This is a genomic window from Aestuariivivens insulae (genome assembly GCF_022662195.1).
Classification (GTDB): domain Bacteria; phylum Bacteroidota; class Bacteroidia; order Flavobacteriales; family Flavobacteriaceae; genus Aestuariivivens; species Aestuariivivens insulae.
The window spans coordinates 158,940-182,259 of the sequence record NZ_JAKMCS010000006.1; the positions used below are offsets into that span (position 1 = coordinate 158,940).

A 23,320-nucleotide genomic window follows, 5' to 3' on the forward strand; every position below is an offset into this window, starting at 1 on the left:
ATGATTCAAAAAATACATATTATTTGGGTTGTGGTTTTTATGACACTTAACGGATTTGCCCAAGAACCACCTTTAAAAATAGGTGTTGTAGGACTAAGTCATTCGCACGTTCACGGTATTTTAGGCGGGATGGATCGAAATGATATTGAGATAGTTGGCATTGTAGAGACCGATAAAGCGTTGGCCGAACGCTATTCAGAACTATATGGCTTTCCAATGACTATGGTATATAATACTATGGAGGAAATGATTGAGGCAGTACATCCAGAGGCTGTTACCGCTTTTGGATCCATTTATGAACATTTGCATGTGGTGGAAGTTTGTGCACCTAGAGGTGTTCATGTTATGGTAGAAAAACCCTTGGCCGTTAATTTAAAACATGCCAAGAGAATGGCTCAATTGGCCAAAACCTATAAAATTCAGTTGCTTACCAATTATGAAACCACTTGGTATCCCACAAACCATAAGGCTTATGAGCTGTTAAAAGATAATCGTGTAGGAGCGCTAAGGAAAGTAATTGTAAGGGATGGACATAAAGGACCAAAAAAAATAGGTGTGAATAAAGAGTTTTTGGATTGGTTAACAGATCCTGTACTGAACGGTGGTGGGGCCATTACCGATTTTGGATGTTATGGAGCCAATCTGGTTACTTGGATGATGGATGGTAAAAAGCCCAGTACCGTTACTGCGGTAACACAACAACAGCAGCCAGAGAACAACCCCAATGTCGATGATGAAGCAACAATTATTTTAACTTACAACAATGTGAGTGCCATTATTCAAGCGTCATGGAATTGGCCTATAGGAAGGAAAGATATGGAAATCTATGGCGTCAATGGAGCTATATATGCAGATAATAAAAACGACTTAAGGGTTCATATTTCCAAGGGATATAGCGATTTCGATTCAGAGTCGTATAAACTTGAAGAGCGAACCCCTCCGTTTAACGATCCGTTTGCTTTACTAAAGGCCGTAGTTCGCAATGAGGTAGAATTAAGCCCCTATGACTTAACATCCCTTGAAAACAATATGATTGTTGTGGAGGTTTTAGAAGCGGCTATAAAAAGTGCAAAATCTGGAAAAACGGTCAAGATTAAGAATAATTGACAGCCAAATAAATAGTAAATAAGGCTTGTTTTTAGTTTAAATACTTGCTTTATTGTGTTTGAAATTAAGGGGAGTAAATTTCAGGGTTTGGATAAAAAGCAGTAATGGCAAACCAATAACTTACTACCGATACAGCTGGGGTTAGCTGTTCTCCTGATCTTGGCCCCTCAATAGCATTACCAAAAACAGACCATTTATTTCCTTCGTTGTCTTTAAAAAAACCTTCAGAATTATTAAAGTCATAAGTGAATGTTAGGCTTGATTGTGTCTCACTTAAAACAAAGGCTTTAATAAGGTTTTCGTTTCCCACCAATAGATAATTTTTTCCATTAAAGTTATCACGTATAATGTTACCATTGGTGAAGCGGGTAAATTGATAGATTTTGGATTTATCATTATTTATCAATGCATATATCCGTTCTTTATTAGGTAAAGCGTCATTAGTTATTGTTGGAGTAAAGATGAAATAAGAATGATTCGTTTTATATGGTCCATAAGGATAAGTACTATAGTTTCTAGAGTACCCAGTATCTGTACTCAAAACTTTGGAATTAGGGTAAAGTGTTTTCCATGTTTTCCAATTGGTCTCTATAATATTAGTGAGAATAGGTTTGTCACCAATTAATGAACCATTTACGCACTCTAGTTTTAGTTGGGACCAATTACTGTCTGTGTTTCTATCGTATAGTATTAAATTTGCATTATAGAGCAAGCCCGAAACCCCAAAAGTTGTTTTAATGCCATTGGCTTCGCTTTTCCACCCAAACGCTGTGCCGGTTAAGGGACAGTAATTTAAGGTTAAGGCCTCGTTATTTGTTTCGTCATTCACAATTTCATGCCAATCTAAAATAGGATGGGGATAAGCTTTAACGGTATTGCCGGTAATTGTTCCCACCACTAGGTCGTCATCATTTAAAAAATCGATTCTATTGACATCTAAAAATTGGGGGTTGTCTATAGATGGAATACCGTCTTTCCCCGGGCCACCGTCTTTAACATCTCTAAGAGGAATTGACCACTGCGACGTATTATTTGGATTGTCATTGTTGCTATTATCCTCACTGTTGTCTGGGATTGTTTGATCACTAGCGCTAGTGCTGCAAGCCATTATTAATAGCAGGGATATCGTATGTATAACATTTCTTTTCATAGCATTCTAGTTTATATTTATAGCTTCTGTTTTTTTATGAATGTTTATGAGTAAACCACTTGTAATCCTATAAGTAGGAGTTAGTTGTGTGCCATCTACATTGCTGTAAATGGGAAGTTCTGCTTTTGTAGAAAAAGAAATAGTAGGGGTTATATTTATGGAGAAATTAGGAATAATAAAAAGCCAATTACCCCCTGTGTTGTCCAAATTAAAGCCATTAATTTTATCTTGTCTGGCATTACGATATTTAAAAGAAACACTTGGATTAGTAATGGTTTTTAATAAGGGAAACTGATCTGAAAAACTTAAAAATGATTGGAATTCTTCTCCAAATTGATAGGTAGAATCGCCTAAGTATGAATTGTTGGTGCCAGTATCTCGGTAAATAAGCCTTGAAGAGATTGTTAGTGAAGGTCTGAAATTGAAGTTTTTTGAGGTAGTAAACCAATAAATAAGATCCCATGCATTACTTCCAGGTTGTAAATCGGCATTTAAAGTTATCCCGTCACTATTTTTTTGGGTTGAGGAGCCTAAAGGAATTTTAGTGCCTATCCCCAAAGCTAAATGGCTATTTTCACCTATCGCATTTTTAAAATTATATTTTAATAGAAAAATGGCATCACCAATTCCTGTAGTTTGATCTAAATTTTCATTATCGAATTGAGTTATTTTTCTACGTTGATTAACCCACGTAAATAATCCTTCGGCCGATAAATTGTTGGTTATGGCATAGCCAATGTTCAATAAAATGGAGTGTGTTATTCGTAGTCGTGAATTATCATCTAATTTTTTCGATTCAAAATTAAGTGTGTTTAAATAATTGTAATCGTAATTTAATGCGAGTTGTAATGTTCCTTTGTCTGTAGTTTCCAAACCAATGCTATTTGATAAGGGAATACCCCCCGAACAACAAGTTTGGGCATTAGTTTGTAGACAAGCTAAGTATATAAGAATGAAAGAATACTTAAGATCCATGTCAATAGATTGAATTATAATGCTTTAAGAGTCGTTTAGGGAAGGGAGCCCTTACTAACTTTAACATTAGTAATAATAGTTTATATTGTATTGATCTATACTAAATGAACTTGGCTAATGAAATGTGTGGTATTACTTTTAGTAGTAATAAAATATAGAAAGATATATACACCGCTTTAAAAGTAAAATTTAAAAAAAACGGTCAAGATTAAGAATAATTGAAAAGGTTAAACCTCATGGTACCTAAAACAGTTGACCTCATGATCATTGACCATTCCTGTGGCTTGCATATGGGCATAAACAACCGTAGAACCAACAAATTTAAAACCGCGTTTTTTTAAATCTTTACTTAAAGCGTCAGATATTGGTGAAGTTGCAGGGACATCTTTTAAAGAAGGCCATGTATTCTTAATAGGTTTATCATCTACAAAAGCCCAAATATATTTGCTAAAACTACCAAACTCCTCTTGGATCTTTATAAATGCTTGGGCGTTGGTAATGGTTGCATTTACCTTTAGCTTATTCCTAATAATACCAGCATCCTGCAATAGCGCATCAATTTTATCTTGCTTGTAATTTGCTATTTTCTTGTAGTCAAAATTATCAAAAGCCTTTCTAAAGTTTTCGCGTTTCCTTAAGATGGTAATCCAACTTAAACCGGCCTGGAAAGTTTCTAAAATTAGAAATTCAAATAGTGTATCATCATCGTACACGGGTACTCCCCATTCAGTATCATGATACGCTTCGTATAAAGGGTCGCCTATACACCAGTTGCATTTTTTTATTGTAGCCATAATGTTTTGGGTTCTAGAATTGAAGCATGACAAAAGTCATTTTTATTGCTTAAGCAAGATACTAATTTTGGGACTTGAATTCATGTGTTATCAAAAAATATATCTTATGAAGACCTTAATAGAAGATAGCTTGCAACAGAGCATGTCGTATCCCGAATACAGGAGTTTGGTAGCAGCATTAGCAGCCGAAGGAAGAACAACAGGTTTGGAAAAAAACCAAGAAAGGATTGATTTTACCAAGCTTAATGCGAAACGCATGAAACGGTGGGACAAGACCATTAAGGTCTCGGAGCAGGTACAAAAAAAGATTGCAACATTTAACCATCGTGTTATCTGGTTAGTTATAGCCGAAAGCTGGTGCGGAGATGGCGCACACATGTTGCCTGCTTTAAACAAGATAGCATCTTTAAATGATAGTATCGACTTACGCGTAGTCCTTCGAGACGACAACCCAAAACTTATGGATGCCTTTTTAACAGGTGGAGCAAGGGCGATTCCAAAATTGATTATGATAGATGAAGAGTCCAGAAAAGTTCTAGCAACCTATGGGCCAAGACCTACAGAGGCGACCAATTATGTAAGTCGGTTTTTAAATATGTATGGTAAATTAACACCCGATTTTAAAAAAGACCTCCAACATTGGTATAATAAAAATAAAGGACAGAATATTATAGAAGATGTAGCCGATATATTATGCGATCTAGAGCCTAATGTTTGCCAATAAAATAAAACGTTATAGAGCCCAGTTGTGAAGCCTTCGAAGGGTCTTCACTAAAAGTGGACTGTTTGGCATATTCTAGGGCATGCCCCTTTAAACATTCGTTAGAGGAGTTTGAACTTGAATTGATATAAACATCCGTAACATCTCCTTTAGCATTAACCGTTATGTTAACTACAATTTTACCATCCACTTCGCAAAGATAGACTGGAATAGGAATGTATACCTTAGAGCGGTCTTTTAATGAAAAACTAATGGTGCTTTTCGAATTATTGCCATCTTCCTGCTGTTTTTTTAAAAGGTCGCTTACTTTACTGAATTTAGAAAGCTCTTCATCCTTCAATTTAGAATCTTCAGCGTCCTCATAACGTTTAGAAGCGGTATTAGGGCCTTCAACAGAACTACTGGTTTTAGGGACGTAATCTTCAGGTGGGGCTATAGGTTTATAGGCTTGGGCGAACTGTTTGCTTTGTTGGGTTTCATTAAAAGCTTGATTGGTTTCGGCTTTGGTGGCATTTAGTTTTTCCAGAGCTTCCAAAATTTTAAGTTCTTCTTCGGTAGGTTCTTCTTCCGGTTCAACCATATAGTAACTCTCGGAAATGAATTCGCTATGTTTTTTTAGGCTGAAATTGAAAACGGAAAGTACAACAGTCCCCGACATTAGGAACGTGATAAGTAGGGCTTTATGTTGATCTGTTAGGCGCAAATCGTATGGTATTTATATGTGTTGGTTAGTACAATATACGCAAAATAAAGCAATTTAGTTCTTAAGGTTTTCTATAAACTTTTCAATAGATGTCGCGTCATCTACTTTAAAATCGCCTATTTTAGTGCGTCTTAGAGCCGATAAATGGGCGCCAGATTGCAAAGCTTTGCCAAAATCGTTAGCCAAAGACCTAATGTAAGTGCCTTTGCTGCACACGACTCTAAAATCAGCTTGTAACCCCTCTATTTTAGTGATTTCAAATGCTGAAATATTTACCGTTCGCGGTTTAATCTCTACTTGTTCCCCGGCCCTTGCAAATTCATATAAGCGTTTACCGTCTTTTTTAACAGCTGAAAATACTGGAGGAAATTGTTCAATATCCCCAATAAACCCTTTTGTGGTTTCATGGATGAGTTCTTCAGTAATATGTGCTGTAGGGAAGGTGGCGTCAATTTCGGTCTCCAGATCGAAAGAAGGGGTGGAACTTCCTAGGGTAAAAGTTCCCGTGTATTCTTTAGTTTGGGCTTGGAACGTTTCAATTTGTTTGGTCATTTTACCGGTGCATATAACCAAAAGACCAGTGGCTAAAGGATCTAACGTGCCAGCATGGCCTACCTTTATTTTTTTTAGTTTGAAAGCCCGTTTAATTTCCCAGCGCAATTTGTTAACCGCTTGAAAAGAAGTCCAATTTAAAGGCTTATCGATAAGCAATACTTGTCCTGAAAGGTAATCGTCTTTTGTAAGCATAACTAATTAAAAATAGAAACCCCAATAGCAATTAAGCCTATAATAACACAATAAATGGCAAAATAGCTCAACTTGCTTTTTTTTACCAAGGTAATCATCCATGTACAAGCAAAAAGACCAGCTATAAAGGCGGCTATAAATCCAATGGAGAGTGCTGTGAAATTTTGACTTTCAGCAGAAATGTCCCCGCTTAAAATGTCCTTGGCAATTTTACCAAAAATGAGCGGAACCACCATTAAAAATGAAAAACGGGCGGCTTTGGTTTTATCGTTTCCTAATAGTACCGAGGTTGAAATGGTAGCGCCAGAACGTGAAATACCGGGCAACATAGCAATGGCTTGCGAAATACCAATAATAAAAGCATTGTTATAGGAAACAGGCTTGCTGGTGTTTTTGGCTTTATCGGCCAAAAAGAGGAGTAAGGCCGTAATGATAAGCATACAGCCAACAAGTAAAACATTACTGCCAAAAAGTTGCTCCAATTGTTCCTCGAAAAATAGACCTACAATAACGGCAGGTATCATGGATATTGCAATTTTAACGATGAATTGCAAATCGGCATTCCATTTGAAACTTAGGGCACCTTTTATGAGCTCTAAAATATCTTTTCTAAATACCACTATGGTACTTAAAGCTGTTGCAAAGTGAAGGACAACAGTAAAAAGTAAGCTTTCTTCTGGCACAGAGTGGTCGCCTAAAATGGCTTTTCCTAGTTCTAAATGGCCGCTTGATGAAACAGGTAAAAATTCGGTAAGCCCTTGAATAATGCCTAAAATGATTGAGTCAATGATATCCATGGGCACAAAAGTATTAAAATAGAGATATTAAACGATAGTCATATTTAACTTATATTATAAAAGCATGTATTTTTACTGAAATGAAGATTGTACTGGCGCCAGATAAATTTAAAGGAACATTAACAGGGTTTCAATTTTGCGACGCGGTTAAGGCAGGTATACTAACTGTTAACCCAGAGGCAAGCTTGGTGCAACTACCTCTTGCCGATGGTGGCGATGGTACTATAGATGTGGTTAATTATTACTTAAAAGGAAAGCATGTACAGGTAGAAGTAAGCAATCCATTTTTTAAACCCATTAAAGCCTCTTATTTATATTCTGAAGTACAACAAATGGCATTCATAGAAATGGCTGAAGCTTCAGGGGTTAAACTTTTAAGACCAGAGCAATTAGACTGTAAAAAAGCCACGACTTTGGGGACGGGCGAATTGATACGGGATGCAATAGACCGTGGTGCTAAACAAATCCTTTTAGGTATTGGGGGAAGTGCCACTAACGACTGTGGTATTGGTATGGCTACGGCTTTAGGCTATCGCTTTTTGGATAAACATAATCAGGAAGTGAAGCCTATAGGGGCCAATTTATCACACATTGAAACGATTGACGCCACTAAAGTGCATCCCAGATTACATACGGTTAGTTTTAAAATTGCTTGTGATGTTACCAACCCGTTATATGGCAAACAGGGTGCGGCTTATGTCTATGCGAAGCAAAAAGGGGCTTCTTTTAATGATATTAAAATGTTGGATGATGGTTTGCAACGGTTTTCCAAAGTATTGAAAACGGTGTTTGGGATAGATTCCCAAAGGGTTGAAGGAGCTGGAGCGGCCGGAGGTATGGGCATGGCTTCAAAGGTATTCTTAAAAGGGGAGTTACAATCTGGAATTGAATTAATAAAGGAATTGGCAAATTTTGAAGCGCATATCACCAATGCCGACTGGATCATTACTGGTGAAGGTCTGTTGGATGTTCAAACCCTTTCGGGAAAAACAATTTGGGGCGTAACGCCTGCTGTAAAAACAAAACAATGTAAAGTAGCTGCTTTATGTGGAGCAATAGATTTAAACGAAGACGCACTTAAAAATTTAGGAATCGACTATGCCGATGCGGTTATGAATCATGCTGAAAATTTAGAAGATGCCATGCAAAATAGCCAGGCCTATGTTTATAAAATGGCAAAAATTTTTGCAGAAAAAATAATGTAATTGTCATTCCTGCGCGTTGCCCTGAGCTTGTTGAAGGGAAGGCAGGAATCCACTTGAAAATAACTAAGTGTTAGAAATGATAAGGAACTATTTCTTATCCGGATTCAAAAGAATAGCATAAACCTGAATGGCAAACCCAATAAGCACTAAAGTAGGTGCCAACCGAATACGTCTCCAAGAGAAAATATCAGGATTAAAAACATTGGGGTCGTCACTACCGCCACCAGCCATTAAAATAAATCCAAGGGCAATACAGGCTAAACCAATAAACATAAACTTGTAGTTTTTTTTGCCAAATACAAAAGCTGGTTTTGCGTTTTCTTTTCGTTTTTGTTCTCCCATAATGTTTTAACTAATAGTGCAAAATAACAGATTTATTTAAAATAGCGGTGTTAATGATGTTATAATATTTGAAAAATGAATTTTTGAGTCACGGGGTATTCACACCAATAACTAATAATAAAGCTCATCCGTTTTTAAATTCAAAAAGCGTTGTGTGGCAAAATGGGTACTCACCCAAGTAATAATAACGCCCAAAACAAATATTAAAGCAAATAAGAACCCTATAAGCAACGGATTGTTCAATAATCCTAAATCGGTAAAAGTTCTGTTGAGGTAGTAAAGCACAATGGCCATGCCTGCTAAAGCTAAAACGGCTCCAATAATACCCAAACGCACACTTTTCCAAACAAACGGCCTACGAATAAACTGCTTGGTAGCCCCAACCATTTGCATGGTTTTAATGGTAAATCGTTTGGAATACACGGCCAACCGGATGGAGCTGTTTATTAATAATACGGCTATTAAGGTAAAAATGCCACTAATGACCAATACCCAAAAACTAATTTTCTTAACGTTATCGTTCATTAGGTTTACCAAATCATTGTCATAAGACACCTCGTCAACAAAGTTTTTAGTTAAAGCTTCCGTTGAAATTTTTTCAAGGTGTTCCGAAGTTACAAAATCGGCTTTTAAATGTATGTCTATAGAGTTCTGTAAGGGGTTGTAACCCACAAAATCCATAAAGTCCTCACCGTTTTCGGCTTTCATAAATTCGGCAGCTTGCTCTTTGGAAACGTATTCGGTGGATTTTACATAATCGGCCATGGCTAAACTTTTTTCCAGCTGATTGATCTCAACCTCTTTGGCCGAATCCTTCAAATAAATGGTAAGCACCACCTGTTCTTTAAAATGATTGGATACTTTTTTGGCATTAAGTACCAACATGCCCAATAGGCCTAATAAAAACAATACCAAAGCAATACTTAGTACCACTGAAAAATAGGAAGAAATAAGTCGGCGTTTTTGGTGCTTTTCAAAAGATGAACTCATGCCATGATCGATTTAAGATGTAAAAATAATAAAGTATATCTAATCTCTTATATAAACCAGAACATATCTGTTTTAGTATGTACACGACAAATTTTATCCTTTGGTAAAAGATTGATGGGATTGATGGTGATTGAAAGGATAGCATATAGTTAACCATTAAAAATTTACGAAGTTAGATTAACTGAATACTTAATACTGAGACTAGCCGCAGAATAGTAAAACCCCGCAAAAGTGATTGGAGCGGCAGCTTTTAGCCCCACCTAACCTCCCCAAAGTGGAGGAACTCTTACTCAAACGTATTAAAGAATTTTTCGAAACCAACTATCCACAAGGCAAAGCCTCGAAGAATTCTTCTCGATTAAAACCAAGAAACCCCTCCCCTTCGGGGAGGCTGGGAGGGGCAACGGTGGCTTTGCCATTTGCCCAAAAAACATTTGCAAAACTAATATGCGACGCACGTCTATTTTTAGTATGGAATATGTTTTTATTTTGGTTTCTTGCTAATTAAATACACACCAAAAACCACCAAAAGGCAACTTGCTATCTTAATAAGGTCTATGTCCTGTTGGTACTGGCTATGGTTTAAAACAAAAGCATAAATGCTTACAAGTATAAAATTGATGGCTGGCTGTAGATAAATATAACTGCTATTTACCGACGGCGATACAAAATTTAGGGCATATACATTAAACAAGTAGGCGAAAAAGGTGGTGAATACAACCACATAGCCAATGGTTAAGTAGGTGCTAAGGGTAAAGGCACTAAAATTGGTATTTAAAAAGTCGGGTAGGCCAAAGGGAAGCATAAATATAAAACCGAATAAAAACACCCAACTAATTATGGTTATGGCACTGTACTTTTTCATAAGGGGCTTTACAATAACCAGATAGGCGCCATAGCTACAGGCATTTAAAAAAATGCATAGATTTCCCAAAAAAGAACTCGTACCTCCTGCATTATTCCCATAAACAATTAATAGAACAGCTCCAATAGAACCTATGCCAATGCCTAAAAGTTTGTTTTTGGTAAAGCGTTCTTTTAACAAAAAGAAACTGAATACCAATACCAAAACAGGAACAATGGTCATGATTATGGAAGCATCAACAGGTGAGGTTAAGTTAATACCATGAAAAAACAATAGTTGGTTGGCAGCAGCACCAAGCAACCCACAAAGGATTAGTCGAGGCCAATCGGTTTTGCTAATTTTTTCCTTGGCAAAGGCTTGTTTCAATAGCCAAAACAGTATTGTGGCACAGATCAATCGGATGAAAACAAAAGCCGAAGGGCCTATTTTATGGGGCATAATACCTTTGGCTACAATATAGTTAATACCATAGATAAGGTTGGCGCCAAGTAAGGCTAGATGTGCTTTTAAAATATTGCTGTTCAAGGCTAGGTTTTATGATGTTTTTAAAAAGTTTGACAAAAGTAAATTTATTATTCCACAAAAATGAATTTTAATGGGAAGAGCCTCAGGATTTATTATAAGTAAAGGTTTTTCAGTTGGTTAATAAACTGTAAATTTGCAACTTTAAAAATCGTCATTCCGAGGAGTGAAACGACGTGGTAATCTTTTTAATTAGCAGATTGCTTCACTTTGTTCGCAATGACGTTAATATTTTTAAGATTTTAGAGTAAAGATGAGATACGATTTCAATACAATCGAAAGAAAGTGGCAAGATTATTGGGCCAAAAACCAAACTTTTAAAGCCGAAAACCATAGCGATAAACCCAAATACTATGTGTTGGATATGTTCCCTTACCCAAGTGGTGCCGGGCTACATGTTGGACATCCGTTAGGGTATATTGCCTCCGATATTTATGCGCGTTACAAACGTCATCAAGGCTTTAATGTGTTGCACCCACAGGGGTATGATAGTTTTGGTTTGCCAGCCGAACAGTATGCCATTCAAACGGGGCAGCATCCTGCAATTACAACCGAAGAGAATATAAAAACCTACCGTCGTCAGTTAGACCAAATCGGGTTTTCGTTCGATTGGTCTCGTGAGGTACGTACGTCGGATCCTAAATATTATAAATGGACGCAGTGGATTTTTATCCAATTGTTCAATTCGTGGTATAATAATGATGCCAATAAAGCTGAAGACATTTCAGAATTAGTAAAAATATTTGAAGCGGAAGGCAATGCCAATGTCAACGCTGCTAGCGATGATGCTATTGAAATTTTTACTGCGGAAGATTGGAACAGTTTTTCTTCGGAAAAGCAACAAGAGATTTTATTACAATATAGATTAACCTATTTAGCTGAAACCGAAGTAAACTGGTGTCCGGCTTTGGGAACGGTTTTGGCCAATGACGAAATTGTTAATGGCGTATCGGAACGTGGTGGACATCCCGTTATCCGAAAGAAAATGACCCAGTGGAGTATGCGTATTTCGGCTTATGCCGAACGTTTACTTCAAGGCCTGGAAACCATAGACTGGACCGATTCGCTTAAGGAAAGTCAGCGCAATTGGATAGGTAAGTCGGTTGGAGCTTCGGTTATTTTTCCTGTCATTCCGACAGAGCGAAGCGGCGAGGAATCTCATGAAATATCTGTTTTTACTACACGCCCTGATACCATTTTCGGTGTGAGTTTTATGACCCTTGCACCAGAACACGAATTGGTATCACTAATAACCACACCTGAGCAAAAAGCCGAGGTCGACGCTTATGTCGAAGCCACAGCAAAACGTAGCGAACGCGATAGGATGGCCGATGTAAAAACCATTACAGGAGCGTTTACAGGGGCTTATGCCGAGCATCCATTTACCAAGGAACCCATTCCAATTTGGATAGGTGATTATGTGTTGGCAGGTTACGGTACCGGAGCAGTGATGTCTGTACCATGTGGTGACCAACGCGATTACGATTTTGCGAAGCATTTTAATATTCCCATTCCTAATATTTTTGAAGGTGTTGATATTTCTGAAGAAGCCTTTGCAGATAAGGACAATACCGTAATTGCCAATAGCGATTTTCTTAATGGCCTAAACTATAAAAAGGCTACCAAAAAGATAATTGAGGAACTGGAAAAGTTGGGTCTAGGTGAAGGGAAGACCAATTACAGGTTACGCGATGCGGTGTTTAGTCGTCAGCGTTATTGGGGCGAACCATTTCCGGTATATTATGTCAATGGCATGCCGCAAATGATAGATGCACAATATTTACCTATTACCTTGCCCGAAGTTGAAAAGTATCTCCCTACCGAAACGGGCGAACCACCACTGGGCAATGCCACGGTTTGGGCTTGGGATACCAAAAACAATAAAGTAGTATCCAACGACTTGGTGACTGAGGCTCCCGAAGTCACCGGTGAGAATCAAGTCGCTTCGAGTACCTCAGCGACCACAGATAATGGCATCTACCCATTAGAGTTAAACACTATGCCAGGATGGGCGGGAAGCTCGCAATATTTTAATCGTTATATGGATCCGCATAATGAGGATGAAATCTTCTCGCAAGAGGCCATTAACTATTGGCAGCAGGTGGACTTGTACATAGGCGGTAGCGAGCATGCCACTGGGCATTTGTTGTATTCTAGATTCTGGCAAAAATTTATGTTCGATAAAGGTTTGGTGCCTTACGACGAGTTCGCCAAAAAACTGATTAATCAAGGGATGATTTTGGGGACGAGTGCGTTTGTAAGAAGATTAGATGGTGTTTATTTTGAAGATGATAAAGGAGTAATGAAAGGAGCATATAATGTTAGTTCAAATATTTATTTATCAGAAGGGAGAGTTTCAAATCAAGCATTTTTGAAAGAATTGCTTCTAAATCTAAAAGAAGAAAATCCAAAAATCACTAATGAAAAGGTTTTCGATAATTTAGATAAGAATTATAAAATATGTTTGCGAAAAGGAATTCATGCCGATGTGTCTTTTGTAAACGCTTCAGATGAATTGGATATTGAAGCTTTTAAAAACTGGCAACCAGAGTTTAAGGATGCAGAGTTTATCTGTGAAGAAGATGGAACATTTAAAGTAAGTCGCGAAGTCGAAAAAATGTCCAAATCCAAATACAACGTCGTCAATCCGGATAATATCTGCGAGCAATATGGTGCCGACAGTTTACGTTTGTATGAAATGTTCTTAGGGCCATTAGAGCAATACAAACCTTGGAACACAGCGGGAATCACAGGTGTACACTCCTTCCTTAAGAAGTTATGGAAGCTGTATAACGACGATAATGGTCTTAAAGTAAACGATGAAGAGCCGTCAAAGGATAGTTTAAAAACTTTGCATAAAACCATTAAAAAGGTTCAGGAAGATATCGAGAATTTTTCGTTCAATACGTCGGTATCCACTTTTATGATTGCCGTAAATGAGCTAACCGCTCAAAAGTGTATTTCTAAAGAGATTTTAGAACCCCTTTTAATTTTAATTTCACCCTATGCACCTCACATTGCCGAGGAATTATGGAGTCAGTTAGGACATCAAGAGTCTATTGCAATGGCGCCATTTCCCCAGTTTGATGAAAAGCATTTGGTAGAAAGCAGCAAGAATTACCCCATTTCATTTAACGGAAAAATGCGTTTTACTATGGAATTGCCGTTAGATATGGGTAAAGACGATATTGAAAAAGCAGTGTTGGCAAACGAAAAGACCCAAGAACAGTTACAAGGGCGTACCCCTAAAAAGGTGATTGTGGTTCCTGGGAAGATTGTGAATATAGTAGGTTAATGTCATTACGAGGAAGGAACGACCGAAGTAATCTGTATAATTGAAAGTTTAATTCGTGAGATTGCTTTATCCAGACGTTTGCAGTCTGGATTCGCAATGACATTCATAAAAAAAAAGAAATCATGAAAAAATGGATTTTAATAGTAGCGTTAATTGTAATGGCCTCATGCGCTAACCAAGAAAAAAAGCAAACCGTAGAACTGTCATATGGGCAATGCCAGTTTGGGATGACCTCTCAAGATGGTTGTGATTTAGCGGTTAGAATAGATGGAAAATCATACTTTGTAGATGGTGCTCATATCGACGATTTTGGGGATGCCCATGATGAGGGAACGGGATTTTGCGAAGTGATTAGAAAAGCCGAAGTTAAAGGTGAATTAGTTGACCATCGGTTTAAGGTGAGTTCGGTGAAGTTATTGGAAGAATAATTTATCATAATGGAAATCATTGGTTTTGTTGCCGCCGTATTAACCACGGCTGCCTTTCTGCCGCAAGTATATAAAACCTGGAAAACCAAGGATGTGTCCAGTTTGTCCTTGCCCATGTTACTTATGTTTTTTGTTGGTATAGTGGGTTGGTTGGTTTATGGGTTTTTAAAACAAAGTCCGTCCATGATTTTTGCCAATACCATAACTATAGTCTCTTCGTTTTTGCTGGTCTATTTTAAAATTAAATACGGTAAAAATAATTAGGACTGACAAAATTTCTTAACTTTTATTTGGCTTATTTTTTGCTGTTCAAAAGGTATATTTACAAAAAAATTAAATCATGATAGGATATTATATATTAATTGGGGCTATAGCCTTAGTAAGTTGGGCTGTAAGTAACACCTTAAAACGTAAATTCGAAAAGTACTCTAAGGTACAATTGCGTAATGGTATGAGCGGTCGTGAGATTGCCGAAAAGATGTTGGCAGATCATGGTATTTATGATGTGGAGGTGATTTCTACACCAGGCCAGTTAACAGACCATTACAACCCTAAAAATAAGACTGTTAATTTAAGTGAAGCCGTATATAACCAGCGTAATGCGGCGGCAGCAGCTGTTGCAGCACACGAATGTGGTCATGCCGTACAACATGCCCAAGCCTACCAGTGGTTGCAGATGCGTTCTGCTTTAGTACCTGTGGTAAGTGTGTCGTCTGGAATGTCGCAGTGGTTAATTATTGGAGGTTTGGTACTCGGTGGAGCTGCAGGAATGGGCTTAGGCTGGTGGGTAGCTGCTTTAGGTGTGGTTCTTATGGGGTTTGCGACTTTGTTTAGTTTTATCACCTTACCTGTAGAATACGATGCCAGTAACCGTGCCTTAGCATGGTTAAAGAACAAGAACATGGTGTCGCAACAAGAATATGAAGGTTCTCAAGATGCCTTAAAATGGGCGGCTAGAACCTATTTAGTAGCTGCTATTGGTGCTTTGGCCAATTTACTGTACTGGGCACTTCAAGTCTTTGGAGGTAGAGACTAGTTGTTTTGACAAGTTAGGGGTAAACAAAAAACATGTACTTAAATTGTTGATTGATAATATGATTTAGTATTTTTGATAAAACAGATGATTATGAGGACAATCCATTTAAATATACCTGATAATGTTGATTTGAAAGATCATGATTTTTCAATGATAATTGCTGCTAAGTTATATGAGGATGCTAAGCTGTCTGCCGGACAGGCTGCAGAGGTTGCTGGATTGTCAAAAAGGGCATTTATTGAAATACTAGGGAAATATGGGGTTTCAATTTTTAGCTCATCGATTTCTGATTTACATTCCGATATAGCAAATGCCTAAGGTTGTTATTTCAGATGCGAGTACTTTGATAATTTTTCATAAGATTGATGAGTTTGATCTTTTGCATAAAGTTTATGGAGAATTGGTTACTACTCCTAAGGTTGCAGAAGAATTTGGAGAAGAATTACCAAAATGGATTAAGCTTAAATCTGTTTCAGATAAAAAATATCAAGATTTTTTAGAGACACTAGTCGATTCTGGAGAAGCAAGTGCGATAGCATTGGCAGTTGAGTATGACGATGTTTTACTTTTACTTGATGATTTAAAAGCAAGAAAGCTGGCGATTCAATTGAAATTTAAAATTACCGGCACTCTTGGAGTTATTCATAAAGCAAAACAAATGTCGATTATTGAAAAGGTAAAGCCATTGGTCGATAAATTATTGTTGACAAATTTTCGAATAGCTGATAACGTTATAGCTGAAATTTTAAAATTAAACGATGAATAGGTTGATAGATAACCTTTAAAGTCGAAATTTCTCATATATTGTGGTACGTACTTAGTATTCTAATGTCACGCGATTAGAAACTAAATAAAATAGATATATAAAGCTCTGAAATTTTTCAGGGCTTTTTTGTTTCTTTACCCAACAATACTATAAGAAATGAACAACCCGCAAGACTATTATAAAGAACATTCGACATTATACCAAGCTGAAGCACAGCGATTGTACAAGACAATGACGCGCTATAGTTTATACAGGCTTACCGTATTTTTAATAACGGTTTTTGGTATCTATTTTACCTTTCAGCAGTGGCAAGTGTCACTCTTTATAGGTGTGATTGGCGCTTTGGTTTTTATGGTGTTGCTTTCAAAGTATACCGATGTGAAACGGTCACACCGTTTTAATAAAGCTTTGGTTAACATTAATGAAGAAGAACTAAAAATAGCTTCGGGCGATTTTTACGATCGTGATAAAGGCTTGCAGTTTCAAGATCCCAGTCATTTTTATAGTTTGGATATCGATTTGTTTGGTCGTGGTTCTTTTTTTCAGTTTATCAATCGAACAACTATCGCCGAGGGTACCGAGCAATTGGCCAATGCCTTAAAGGCGAACCACATTGAAGGTATTGAGCAGCGGCAGGAAGCTATTAAAGAGTTAAGTGAAAAACCTAAATGGCGACAGTACTATTCTGCAACATCACATTTGGTCGAAGTTGAAACACGGGCAACAAGCATTATAAATTGGCTTAAAAGCTACCAACCGTTTTTATCCAAAACCATGGCATGGTTGCCTGTTGTGTTTGGAATACTTTCAGTAATCATTATAGTGCTTACAGCTTTAAACCTTATGCCCAATGCCCTTTTTGTGGGGTATTGGTTGTTTGTTGGATTGGGCTTTGTTGGTCGTTATTTAAAAAAAATAAATGTATTGTCTGCTAATGCCGATAAGATAAGGGATACGTTCAGGCAATATGCTTTGTTGTTGGATTTAATAGAAAAGGAAACCTTTACCTCGGGATTATTAAAAGAAAAGCAACAGCAAATACAATTAGTAAAGGAACAGGCATCACATATATTCAAAAAATTATCGAAAGCCTTGGATGCTTTGGATAATAGGAACAATCTTATTGGAGCTATTTTTGGTAACGGCTACTTTCTAATCGATTTAAAAAACAGCTATGCCATTGAACAGTGGATAAAGCAATATGCCCATAAGGTTGAAGATTGGTTTGAAGTGGTGTCGTTTTTCGACGCCTATAATACCTTGGGGAATTATGTTTATAATCATCCAGAGTTTGTTTTTCCAAACATTAAATATGATGGCATAGTTATAAAAGCCACAGATTTAGGACATCCATTATTGAACAAAACCAAACGGGTTGATAGTAACTTAAATATTGAAAATGAGCAATTCTTTATTGTAACTGGAGCCAATATGGCAGGTAAGAGTACTTTTTTGCGTACCGTTTCCTTGCATATTGTTATGGCCAATGCAGGGTTGCCCGTTTGTGCAAAATCAAGCGCATATTCACCAGTGAAATTAATTACCAGTATGCGAACTACAGATTCCCTAACGGATGACAGTTCGTATTTCTTTTCAGAATTAACCCGATTGAAATATATTGTAGATGCCATTGCAAAGGAACCTTACTTTATTGTACTGGATGAAATTTTAAAAGGAACCAACAGCACCGATAAAGCGATAGGCTCGCGTAAGTTTGTTGAAAAATTGGTAGCCTCTAACGCAACGGGTATTATAGCGACACACGATTTAAGTTTGTGTGAGATTGAAGAGGAGTTGGAAGATGTGAAAAATTATTATTTTGATGCTGAAATTATTAATGACGAACTTCATTTTGACTATAAACTGAAACAAGGGATCTGCCAAAATATGAATGCTTCCTTTTTGCTTAAAAAGATGAACATCGTTTAAAATACCATGCTTTGAATTCAAAAGATCAATACGATATTGCTGTTGTGGGAGGCGGTATAGTTGGCGTTGCTTCGGCGTATAAAATCCAATTAAAACACCCACATTTAAAAATTGTTCTTATTGAAAAGGAAGCGCGTTTGGCGGCACATCAAACGGGACATAATTCTGGTGTTATCCATTCCGGACTGTATTATAAACCGGGTTCGGCTAAAGCTAAAAACTGTGTTGATGGTAGAAAACAGTTAGTCGACTTTGCCAAAAAATACAAGATAAAGCATGAAGTTTGTGGAAAAGTGGTTGCTGCTGTTAATGAAGCCGAATTACCGTATTTAGATCGTATTTTTGAAAACGGCAAAGCCAATAATACCGAGGGCATTGAAAAAATAAATGCCAGTCAATTACGGGAGATTGAGCCTTATGTGGAAAGTATTGGAGGTATTTGGGTGCCTTGCACCGGAATTATTGATTTTGTAGGGACAACGAATAAGCTGGCCGAATTAATAATGGCAATGCAGCCTAAAAGTAAAATAATATTAGGAGAAAAAGTTGAAGCTTGCGAGCATATGGCTGAAGGGGCTTTGGTGGTGACTTCAAAAAATAAATATACCGTAAAGTACATTATTTTTTGTGGAGGCTTGCATTCAGATCGATTGGCAAAACAAGATTATATTAATCTAAAAGAACGGATAGTGGGCTTTAGGGGCGATTATTATAACTTATCCGAAGCTGCCAAAACAAAAGTTAAAAAATTAATCTATCCAGTGCCCAATCCTGCCTTTCCGTTTTTAGGCGTGCATTTTACCAGAATGATTAATGGCGATGTAGAGTGTGGGCCCAATGCCGTATTAACGTTTAAGCGAGAAGGCTATGGTAAAACAGATTTCAATATAAAGGATACCCTAAATGCTTTGTCGTATTCTGGAACATGGAATCTGCTATTTAAACATACTGATTTTGCCATTAACGAATACCTAAGAGCATTTTCTAAAAAGCGATTTTTAAGAACGTTACAACGCTTGATACCTTCATTAGCTATGCAGGATATAGAGCCAGCTAGGGCTGGAGTTAGAGCGATGTTGTTAAAGGAAGATGGTACTATGCAGGACGATTTTAAAATTGTACATCATAATAGAAGCTTGCATGTGCTCAATGCGCCATCGCCAGCTGCCACTGCATGTCTGGCCATTGGAGATACGATATGCGATATGGCAAGAACTTATTTTAATTTGGATTAATATTTTTTTGTTGAATAATACAGGGAAAACACTTAGTCCAGGAGTATAAAAACTTGGCTAACATCCTGTTTATAAAATCCAATAAAATTCTAATAAGAAGAACCTATATACAAGAATTACTTGTTAAATTAGGGGGTAGATTTTATTTAATGCAACACACCTCTAAACTTCCAGATGTAAAAACCACCATTTTTTCTATAATGAGTGGATTGGCAAAGACACATAATGCAATTAACCTGTCCCAAGGGTTTCCCGATTTTGAGAGCGATAAAACGCTTACCGATTTAGTCTGTAAAGCCATGAACTCGGGGTATAACCAGTATGCACCTATGTATGGGAATTTAGAGCTTCGTCAAGCCATTGCCAAAAAAATAGAATTACTATATAATACAAGTTATCATCCAGACAATGAAATTACCGTTACGGCAGGAGCCACGCAAGCCATCTTTACTGTAATCAATACGTTTATAAGAGAAGGAGATGAGGTCATTATTTTCAAACCGGCTTACGATAGTTATGAACCTGCAGTAAAACTAAATGGAGGTACTCCAATAGCGATACAATTAGAAGCGCCTTTTTTTGGGGTTGATTGGGATTTGGTAAGGCAAAAGATAAGCTCGCGTACCAAAATGATTATTGTTAACACACCACACAATCCATTGGGGACGGTATTTTCGAAAGCAGATATGTTGCAACTGCAGGACTTGACCAAAAATACCGATATTATTGTATTGAGTGACGAGGTGTATGAGCATATGATTTATGATGGCGAACAACATCAAAGTGCCTGTTTATTTCCCGATTTAAAAAAGCGGAGTTTTGTTGTGGCATCCTTCTGTAAAACCTTTCACAATACAGGGTGGCGCATTGGCTATTGTTGTGCGCCAAAGGAGCTTATGGATTTGTTTATGCAAGTGCACCAGTTTAATGTGTTTTGCGTGCACCATCCTACCCAAAAGGGCATTGCCGATTATATGCAAGAGCCTAAGCATTATTTAGAGCTATCAGCATTCTATCAACAGAAAAGGGATTTGTTCCTGAATTTGATTAAGGATTCCCGGTTTAAGTTTAAGCCATCAAAAGGAACCTATTTTCAGGTACTGGATTATTCAGCAATTACCGATGAATATGATGTCGATTTTGCCAAGCGTTTAACGGTAGAATCAGGTATAGCCTCTATTCCTCTGTCTGTATTTAACACCAATAATATAGACCATAAAGTACTCAGGTTTTGCTTTGCTAAAAAGGACGATACCTTAAAGCGGGCAGCAGATATTTTAAATACCATTTAACCATGCAAGACGAATTAAAAGTAGCCTGTATTCAATCCAGTTTGGTTTGGGAGAATCCAAAGAAAAACAGAAAGCATTTTTCAGAAAGAATTAAGGAAATAACCCAGGAAGTAGATGTTATTGTACTTCCAGAAATGTTTACCACGGGATTTACTATGAATGCTTCAAAAGTAGCCGAAACCATGGATGGGGAAACGGTAGCTTGGATGCAGAAAAAAGCACAGAAAGCCCAAGCGGCCATAGTGGGCAGTATGGTTGTTGTAGAAGGAAACAAGTTTTATAACCGTTTGCTTTTTGTGGAACCCTCTGGTGATGTCAAGTGCTACGATAAGCGGCATACCTTTACCTTGGCCCATGAAGATAAAGTTTTTACTGCAGGGACTAAAAAGCTTATTATAGACTACAAAGGCTGGAAAATTTGTCCGTTAATCTGTTACGATTTACGTTTTCCTGTTTGGGCTAGAAATGTTGAAGATTACGAGGTGTTGCTTTATGTGGCCAATTGGCCTAAACCTAGAATTTTAGCTTGGGATACCTTGTTAAAGGCTAGAGCTATAGAAAATATGTGTTATTGCATAGGTGTAAACCGTATAGGTATTGATGAGGCGCAGAATGAATATTGTGGTAATACAGCAGTATATGATGTGCTTGGAAATGCCATTACACCTATAAAGCCAAACAGGGAACATATTGAAATAGCTGTTTTAGAGAAACGGCATATTAGCTTTTACAGAAATAAGTTAAAGTTTTTAGACGATAGGGATGATTTTGCTATTAATTAAATGTTAGTGTTTCTATGATATCAAAATTTGAGCGCATATCATCAGACATTTCAAAATGACTCACACGTTCGGGCTGTAACTTTTCAAGGTAATTACCCGTGTCATACTTTTTATTGCCATTGGCATCATGAATGACCCTAATTAAATACTTGCCTGGGTTTAAATTTAAAAAGTCTAAAGGTTTGGCTTCTGTAGTGTACTGTTCTGCTTTCACGTCTCCTTTACTATCAGTTAATTGAACTATGGCAGGATATTTTGCATTTGCCATTATAATGCGCAAATTACCAAAGTCGGAAACTTTTTTGGTGCTAACCGTATAGTTTAATGAGTCGTTGGTTTTACCAAAAAAGCCTGTAAAGGTTTCAGGTAGTACTTGAATACGGTATTTATTGTCTTCAACCTTTTCAAAGTTTAACTCATAAGCGTTGTTTAAAGTATCAAGCTTAGCTGTGAACGCAACATTTATAGAGTCTTTGTCGAGTATGCTAATTTTGGTTTCGTCAAAGGTTGTAAAAGGTGTAGAACCATAAATTTTAAAAGGTTCATCATAAGTAATGGTTCCTGATGGATAGGACGAAACGGTTAAAGTATCCCGTTTTTGTTCACTAATTCTAACTGTATAGTCTTTTTCAAAATCTAAATGAGAAACCTTAAAGATAAGAGAATCTACTTCCAGCCTCGGTTTATACCAATAGTAAAGCGAATCGGTTTTCTGGTCTTTTGTAATGCGGTAATCAAAATCGTTGGGTACTTCAGATAGCAGTTCAATACCCATACCCTTGTAATCGCCTTCAAAGCCAAAAACTATTTTTTCTCCAGATAGCAACCGCGGTTTGCTGGCACGAAAGTCCAGTTCTTCTTTAAATAGCTTGAGGTTGTAAACCGAATCTGTGGGAACGTTTATAAAGCTTTTATAAAAACCTATTTTATCAGTTTTTTGTTGAAATTTATTGTCGTCGTTATTATCTTTTAAAGCGACTAATAAATATTTTCCTTCCTTAATATTTTCAATAGTAAAGGTGGTTACACTATCTAAGGTATTAGTAATATATTTTGGAACCTCTTTATAGATAATGGAATCGTGGAACGTTGAATCGACTTCATAGAGCCCTACATTTACAAAGGTTTCCGTTTCTTTATCTATGGCGTCGCTAATGGAACCTTTAACGGTTAAGGAATCAATATAACTGCCGGTTGAAAAGACATAGCGGTAATAGGAAAACGGATTGCCCTCGTTGTTGTCCTGTATACTATTTCCAAAATTAAAGGCGTAGGTGGTATTAGGTTGAAGGGTGTCATAAATTTTAATGGAAATATATTTACTGGCACCTCCCAAAGGTTTTATTTCGGGTTGGGTTTTCATTGGGGGCGAGATGATCAATTGCTTCTGAATATCCTTAAGCTTAATATACTCATCAAAATAGATAACAATTTCGTCGCTGTTAAAGTTGATCGAAAAATTCTCAGGTTCAGACTTAATAATTACAGGAGGCGTTTCATCTTTGGGGCCACCGCCAGGAGTGCCTTTATTGGCACAATTAATAAAAATAAGGCTTATAAAAATTAATAAAACAATGTTAGAAAGTGCTTTATGCATGGGGTGTTTTAAATTTTAGCAAAAGTACATGAATTTTATAAA

General features: G+C 37.1%; 23 protein-coding genes. 13 read left to right on the forward strand and 10 right to left on the reverse strand.

Annotated elements, in window-relative coordinates:
• The gene (locus tag MR062_RS09425) at nucleotides 1–1,107 is read left to right on the forward strand and encodes a Gfo/Idh/MocA family protein (protein WP_242203906.1); all 1,107 of its coding nucleotides are present in this window, start codon (nucleotides 1–3) and stop codon (nucleotides 1,105–1,107) included.
• A 64-nt stretch (nucleotides 1,108–1,171) separates the two neighbouring features.
• Here MR062_RS09425 and MR062_RS09430 read toward each other — a convergent pair whose 3' ends face one another.
• The 3 genes from MR062_RS09430 to MR062_RS09440 all read right to left on the reverse strand — a co-directional run bounded on the left by MR062_RS09430 (nucleotide 1,172) and on the right by MR062_RS09440 (nucleotide 4,026).
• Nucleotides 1,172–2,257 carry a DUF3179 domain-containing protein gene (locus MR062_RS09430; protein ID WP_242203907.1) on the reverse strand — a complete coding sequence of 362 codons (1,086 nt, stop codon included), beginning with the start codon at nucleotides 2,255–2,257 and terminating at the stop codon, nucleotides 1,172–1,174.
• Between the two features lie 6 nt (nucleotides 2,258–2,263).
• Nucleotides 2,264–3,130, reverse strand: coding sequence for a transporter (locus MR062_RS09435; RefSeq protein ID WP_242203908.1), 867 nt, complete (start codon nucleotides 3,128–3,130; stop codon nucleotides 2,264–2,266).
• Between the two features lie 329 nt (nucleotides 3,131–3,459).
• Entirely contained in the window at nucleotides 3,460–4,026 is a 567-nt protein-coding gene (locus MR062_RS09440) for a DNA-3-methyladenine glycosylase I (RefSeq protein ID WP_242203909.1), read from the reverse strand.
• Nucleotides 4,027–4,132: 106 nt separating this feature from the next.
• Here MR062_RS09440 and MR062_RS09445 point away from each other — a divergent pair, with 106 nt between their 5' ends.
• Nucleotides 4,133–4,750, forward strand: a complete 618-nt coding sequence (locus MR062_RS09445; protein WP_242203910.1) for a thioredoxin family protein — start codon at nucleotides 4,133–4,135, stop codon at nucleotides 4,748–4,750.
• Here the strand turns inward: MR062_RS09445 and MR062_RS09450 are convergent.
• From MR062_RS09450 to MR062_RS09460, 3 genes are read right to left on the reverse strand one after another with little or no spacing between them, the layout of a single operon-like run.
• Nucleotides 4,734–5,450, reverse strand: a complete 717-nt coding sequence (locus tag MR062_RS09450; RefSeq protein ID WP_242203911.1) for a hypothetical protein — start codon at nucleotides 5,448–5,450, stop codon at nucleotides 4,734–4,736. The two genes, MR062_RS09445 and MR062_RS09450, sit on opposite strands and share 17 nt — an antisense overlap.
• 54 nt (nucleotides 5,451–5,504) lie before the next feature.
• On the reverse strand, nucleotides 5,505–6,197 hold the full coding sequence (gene truB, locus MR062_RS09455; protein WP_242203912.1) for a tRNA pseudouridine(55) synthase TruB: 693 nt from the start codon (nucleotides 6,195–6,197) through the stop codon (nucleotides 5,505–5,507).
• Nucleotides 6,198–6,199: 2 nt separating this feature from the next.
• Nucleotides 6,200–6,994, reverse strand: a complete 795-nt coding sequence (locus MR062_RS09460) for an undecaprenyl-diphosphate phosphatase (RefSeq protein WP_242203913.1) — start codon at nucleotides 6,992–6,994, stop codon at nucleotides 6,200–6,202.
• Between the two features lie 80 nt (nucleotides 6,995–7,074).
• Between MR062_RS09460 and MR062_RS09465 the strand changes: the two genes are divergently transcribed.
• The gene (locus MR062_RS09465) at nucleotides 7,075–8,199 is read left to right on the forward strand and encodes a glycerate kinase (RefSeq protein WP_242203914.1); all 1,125 of its coding nucleotides are present in this window, start codon (nucleotides 7,075–7,077) and stop codon (nucleotides 8,197–8,199) included.
• An 87-nt stretch (nucleotides 8,200–8,286) separates the two neighbouring features.
• On the opposite strand, the gene MR062_RS09470 is transcribed toward MR062_RS09465, so the two are convergent.
• From MR062_RS09470 to MR062_RS09480, 3 genes are all read right to left on the reverse strand, one after another.
• Nucleotides 8,287–8,541: a DUF3098 domain-containing protein gene (locus MR062_RS09470; RefSeq protein WP_242203915.1), complete on the reverse strand. Its 255-nt coding sequence runs from the start codon at nucleotides 8,539–8,541 to the stop codon at nucleotides 8,287–8,289.
• A gap of 111 nt (nucleotides 8,542–8,652) precedes the next feature.
• Nucleotides 8,653–9,531, reverse strand: a complete 879-nt coding sequence (locus tag MR062_RS09475) for a cell division protein FtsX (RefSeq protein ID WP_242203916.1) — start codon at nucleotides 9,529–9,531, stop codon at nucleotides 8,653–8,655.
• A gap of 484 nt (nucleotides 9,532–10,015) precedes the next feature.
• Entirely contained in the window at nucleotides 10,016–10,921 is a 906-nt protein-coding gene (locus tag MR062_RS09480; RefSeq protein WP_242203917.1) for a DMT family transporter, read from the reverse strand.
• Between the two features lie 250 nt (nucleotides 10,922–11,171).
• Here MR062_RS09480 and MR062_RS09485 point away from each other — a divergent pair, with 250 nt between their 5' ends.
• The 10 genes from MR062_RS09485 (at nucleotide 11,172) to MR062_RS09530 (ending at nucleotide 21,681) form a co-directional block, all read left to right on the forward strand.
• On the forward strand, nucleotides 11,172–14,213 hold the full coding sequence (locus MR062_RS09485) for a leucine--tRNA ligase (protein ID WP_242203918.1): 3,042 nt from the start codon (nucleotides 11,172–11,174) through the stop codon (nucleotides 14,211–14,213).
• A gap of 122 nt (nucleotides 14,214–14,335) precedes the next feature.
• Nucleotides 14,336–14,641: a DUF6370 family protein gene (locus MR062_RS09490; protein WP_242203919.1), complete on the forward strand. Its 306-nt coding sequence runs from the start codon at nucleotides 14,336–14,338 to the stop codon at nucleotides 14,639–14,641.
• 9 nt (nucleotides 14,642–14,650) lie between these two features.
• The gene (locus MR062_RS09495) at nucleotides 14,651–14,905 is read left to right on the forward strand and encodes a SemiSWEET family sugar transporter (protein ID WP_242203920.1); all 255 of its coding nucleotides are present in this window, start codon (nucleotides 14,651–14,653) and stop codon (nucleotides 14,903–14,905) included.
• A gap of 76 nt (nucleotides 14,906–14,981) precedes the next feature.
• The gene (locus MR062_RS09500) at nucleotides 14,982–15,677 is read left to right on the forward strand and encodes a zinc metallopeptidase (protein WP_242203921.1); all 696 of its coding nucleotides are present in this window, start codon (nucleotides 14,982–14,984) and stop codon (nucleotides 15,675–15,677) included.
• 90 nt (nucleotides 15,678–15,767) lie between these two features.
• Complete coding sequence (locus MR062_RS09505; RefSeq protein WP_242203922.1) at nucleotides 15,768–15,995, forward strand: UPF0175 family protein; 228 nt, start codon at nucleotides 15,768–15,770, stop codon at nucleotides 15,993–15,995.
• On the forward strand, nucleotides 15,988–16,443 hold the full coding sequence (locus MR062_RS09510; RefSeq protein WP_242203923.1) for a DUF3368 domain-containing protein: 456 nt from the start codon (nucleotides 15,988–15,990) through the stop codon (nucleotides 16,441–16,443). The genes MR062_RS09505 and MR062_RS09510 overlap by 8 nt, the downstream gene beginning before the upstream one ends.
• A gap of 156 nt (nucleotides 16,444–16,599) precedes the next feature.
• Nucleotides 16,600–18,372 carry a MutS-related protein gene (locus MR062_RS09515; RefSeq protein ID WP_242203924.1) on the forward strand — a complete coding sequence of 591 codons (1,773 nt, stop codon included), beginning with the start codon at nucleotides 16,600–16,602 and terminating at the stop codon, nucleotides 18,370–18,372.
• An 11-nt stretch (nucleotides 18,373–18,383) separates the two neighbouring features.
• Nucleotides 18,384–19,607, forward strand: a complete 1,224-nt coding sequence (gene lhgO / locus MR062_RS09520; protein WP_242203925.1) for an L-2-hydroxyglutarate oxidase — start codon at nucleotides 18,384–18,386, stop codon at nucleotides 19,605–19,607.
• Between the two features lie 149 nt (nucleotides 19,608–19,756).
• A complete protein-coding gene (locus MR062_RS09525; protein ID WP_242203926.1) occupies nucleotides 19,757–20,899 on the forward strand; it encodes a methionine aminotransferase in 1,143 nt (380 codons plus the stop codon).
• 2 nt (nucleotides 20,900–20,901) lie between these two features.
• Nucleotides 20,902–21,681 (forward strand): amidohydrolase, encoded by a 780-nt coding sequence (locus MR062_RS09530; RefSeq protein ID WP_242203927.1) that lies wholly within the window; start codon nucleotides 20,902–20,904, stop codon nucleotides 21,679–21,681.
• Here MR062_RS09530 and MR062_RS09535 read toward each other — a convergent pair.
• On the reverse strand, nucleotides 21,674–23,278 hold the full coding sequence (locus MR062_RS09535) for an Ig-like domain-containing protein (RefSeq protein ID WP_242203928.1): 1,605 nt from the start codon (nucleotides 23,276–23,278) through the stop codon (nucleotides 21,674–21,676). The two genes, MR062_RS09530 and MR062_RS09535, sit on opposite strands and share 8 nt — an antisense overlap.
• Between the last annotated feature and the right edge of the window lie 42 nt (nucleotides 23,279–23,320).

Coding starts and splice junctions, on each gene's coding strand:
- MR062_RS09440 (WP_242203909.1), bottom strand. CDS start 4,026: ATGGCTACAATAAAAAAATGCAACTGGTGTATAGGCGACCCTTTATAC.
- MR062_RS09485 (WP_242203918.1), top strand. CDS start 11,172: ATGAGATACGATTTCAATACAATCGAAAGAAAGTGGCAAGATTATTGG.
- MR062_RS09475 (WP_242203916.1), bottom strand. CDS start 9,531: ATGAGTTCATCTTTTGAAAAGCACCAAAAACGCCGACTTATTTCTTCC.
- MR062_RS09490 (WP_242203919.1), top strand. CDS start 14,336: ATGAAAAAATGGATTTTAATAGTAGCGTTAATTGTAATGGCCTCATGC.
- MR062_RS09515 (WP_242203924.1), top strand. CDS start 16,600: ATGAACAACCCGCAAGACTATTATAAAGAACATTCGACATTATACCAA.
- MR062_RS09495 (WP_242203920.1), top strand. CDS start 14,651: ATGGAAATCATTGGTTTTGTTGCCGCCGTATTAACCACGGCTGCCTTT.
- MR062_RS09425 (WP_242203906.1), top strand. CDS start 1: ATGATTCAAAAAATACATATTATTTGGGTTGTGGTTTTTATGACACTT.
- MR062_RS09430 (WP_242203907.1), bottom strand. CDS start 2,257: ATGAAAAGAAATGTTATACATACGATATCCCTGCTATTAATAATGGCT.
- MR062_RS09525 (WP_242203926.1), top strand. CDS start 19,757: ATGCAACACACCTCTAAACTTCCAGATGTAAAAACCACCATTTTTTCT.
- MR062_RS09500 (WP_242203921.1), top strand. CDS start 14,982: ATGATAGGATATTATATATTAATTGGGGCTATAGCCTTAGTAAGTTGG.
- MR062_RS09470 (WP_242203915.1), bottom strand. CDS start 8,541: ATGGGAGAACAAAAACGAAAAGAAAACGCAAAACCAGCTTTTGTATTT.
- MR062_RS09465 (WP_242203914.1), top strand. CDS start 7,075: ATGAAGATTGTACTGGCGCCAGATAAATTTAAAGGAACATTAACAGGG.
- MR062_RS09460 (WP_242203913.1), bottom strand. CDS start 6,994: ATGGATATCATTGACTCAATCATTTTAGGCATTATTCAAGGGCTTACC.
- MR062_RS09445 (WP_242203910.1), top strand. CDS start 4,133: ATGAAGACCTTAATAGAAGATAGCTTGCAACAGAGCATGTCGTATCCC.
- truB (WP_242203912.1), bottom strand. CDS start 6,197: ATGCTTACAAAAGACGATTACCTTTCAGGACAAGTATTGCTTATCGAT.
- MR062_RS09505 (WP_242203922.1), top strand. CDS start 15,768: ATGAGGACAATCCATTTAAATATACCTGATAATGTTGATTTGAAAGAT.
- MR062_RS09535 (WP_242203928.1), bottom strand. CDS start 23,278: ATGCATAAAGCACTTTCTAACATTGTTTTATTAATTTTTATAAGCCTT.
- MR062_RS09510 (WP_242203923.1), top strand. CDS start 15,988: ATGCCTAAGGTTGTTATTTCAGATGCGAGTACTTTGATAATTTTTCAT.
- MR062_RS09530 (WP_242203927.1), top strand. CDS start 20,902: ATGCAAGACGAATTAAAAGTAGCCTGTATTCAATCCAGTTTGGTTTGG.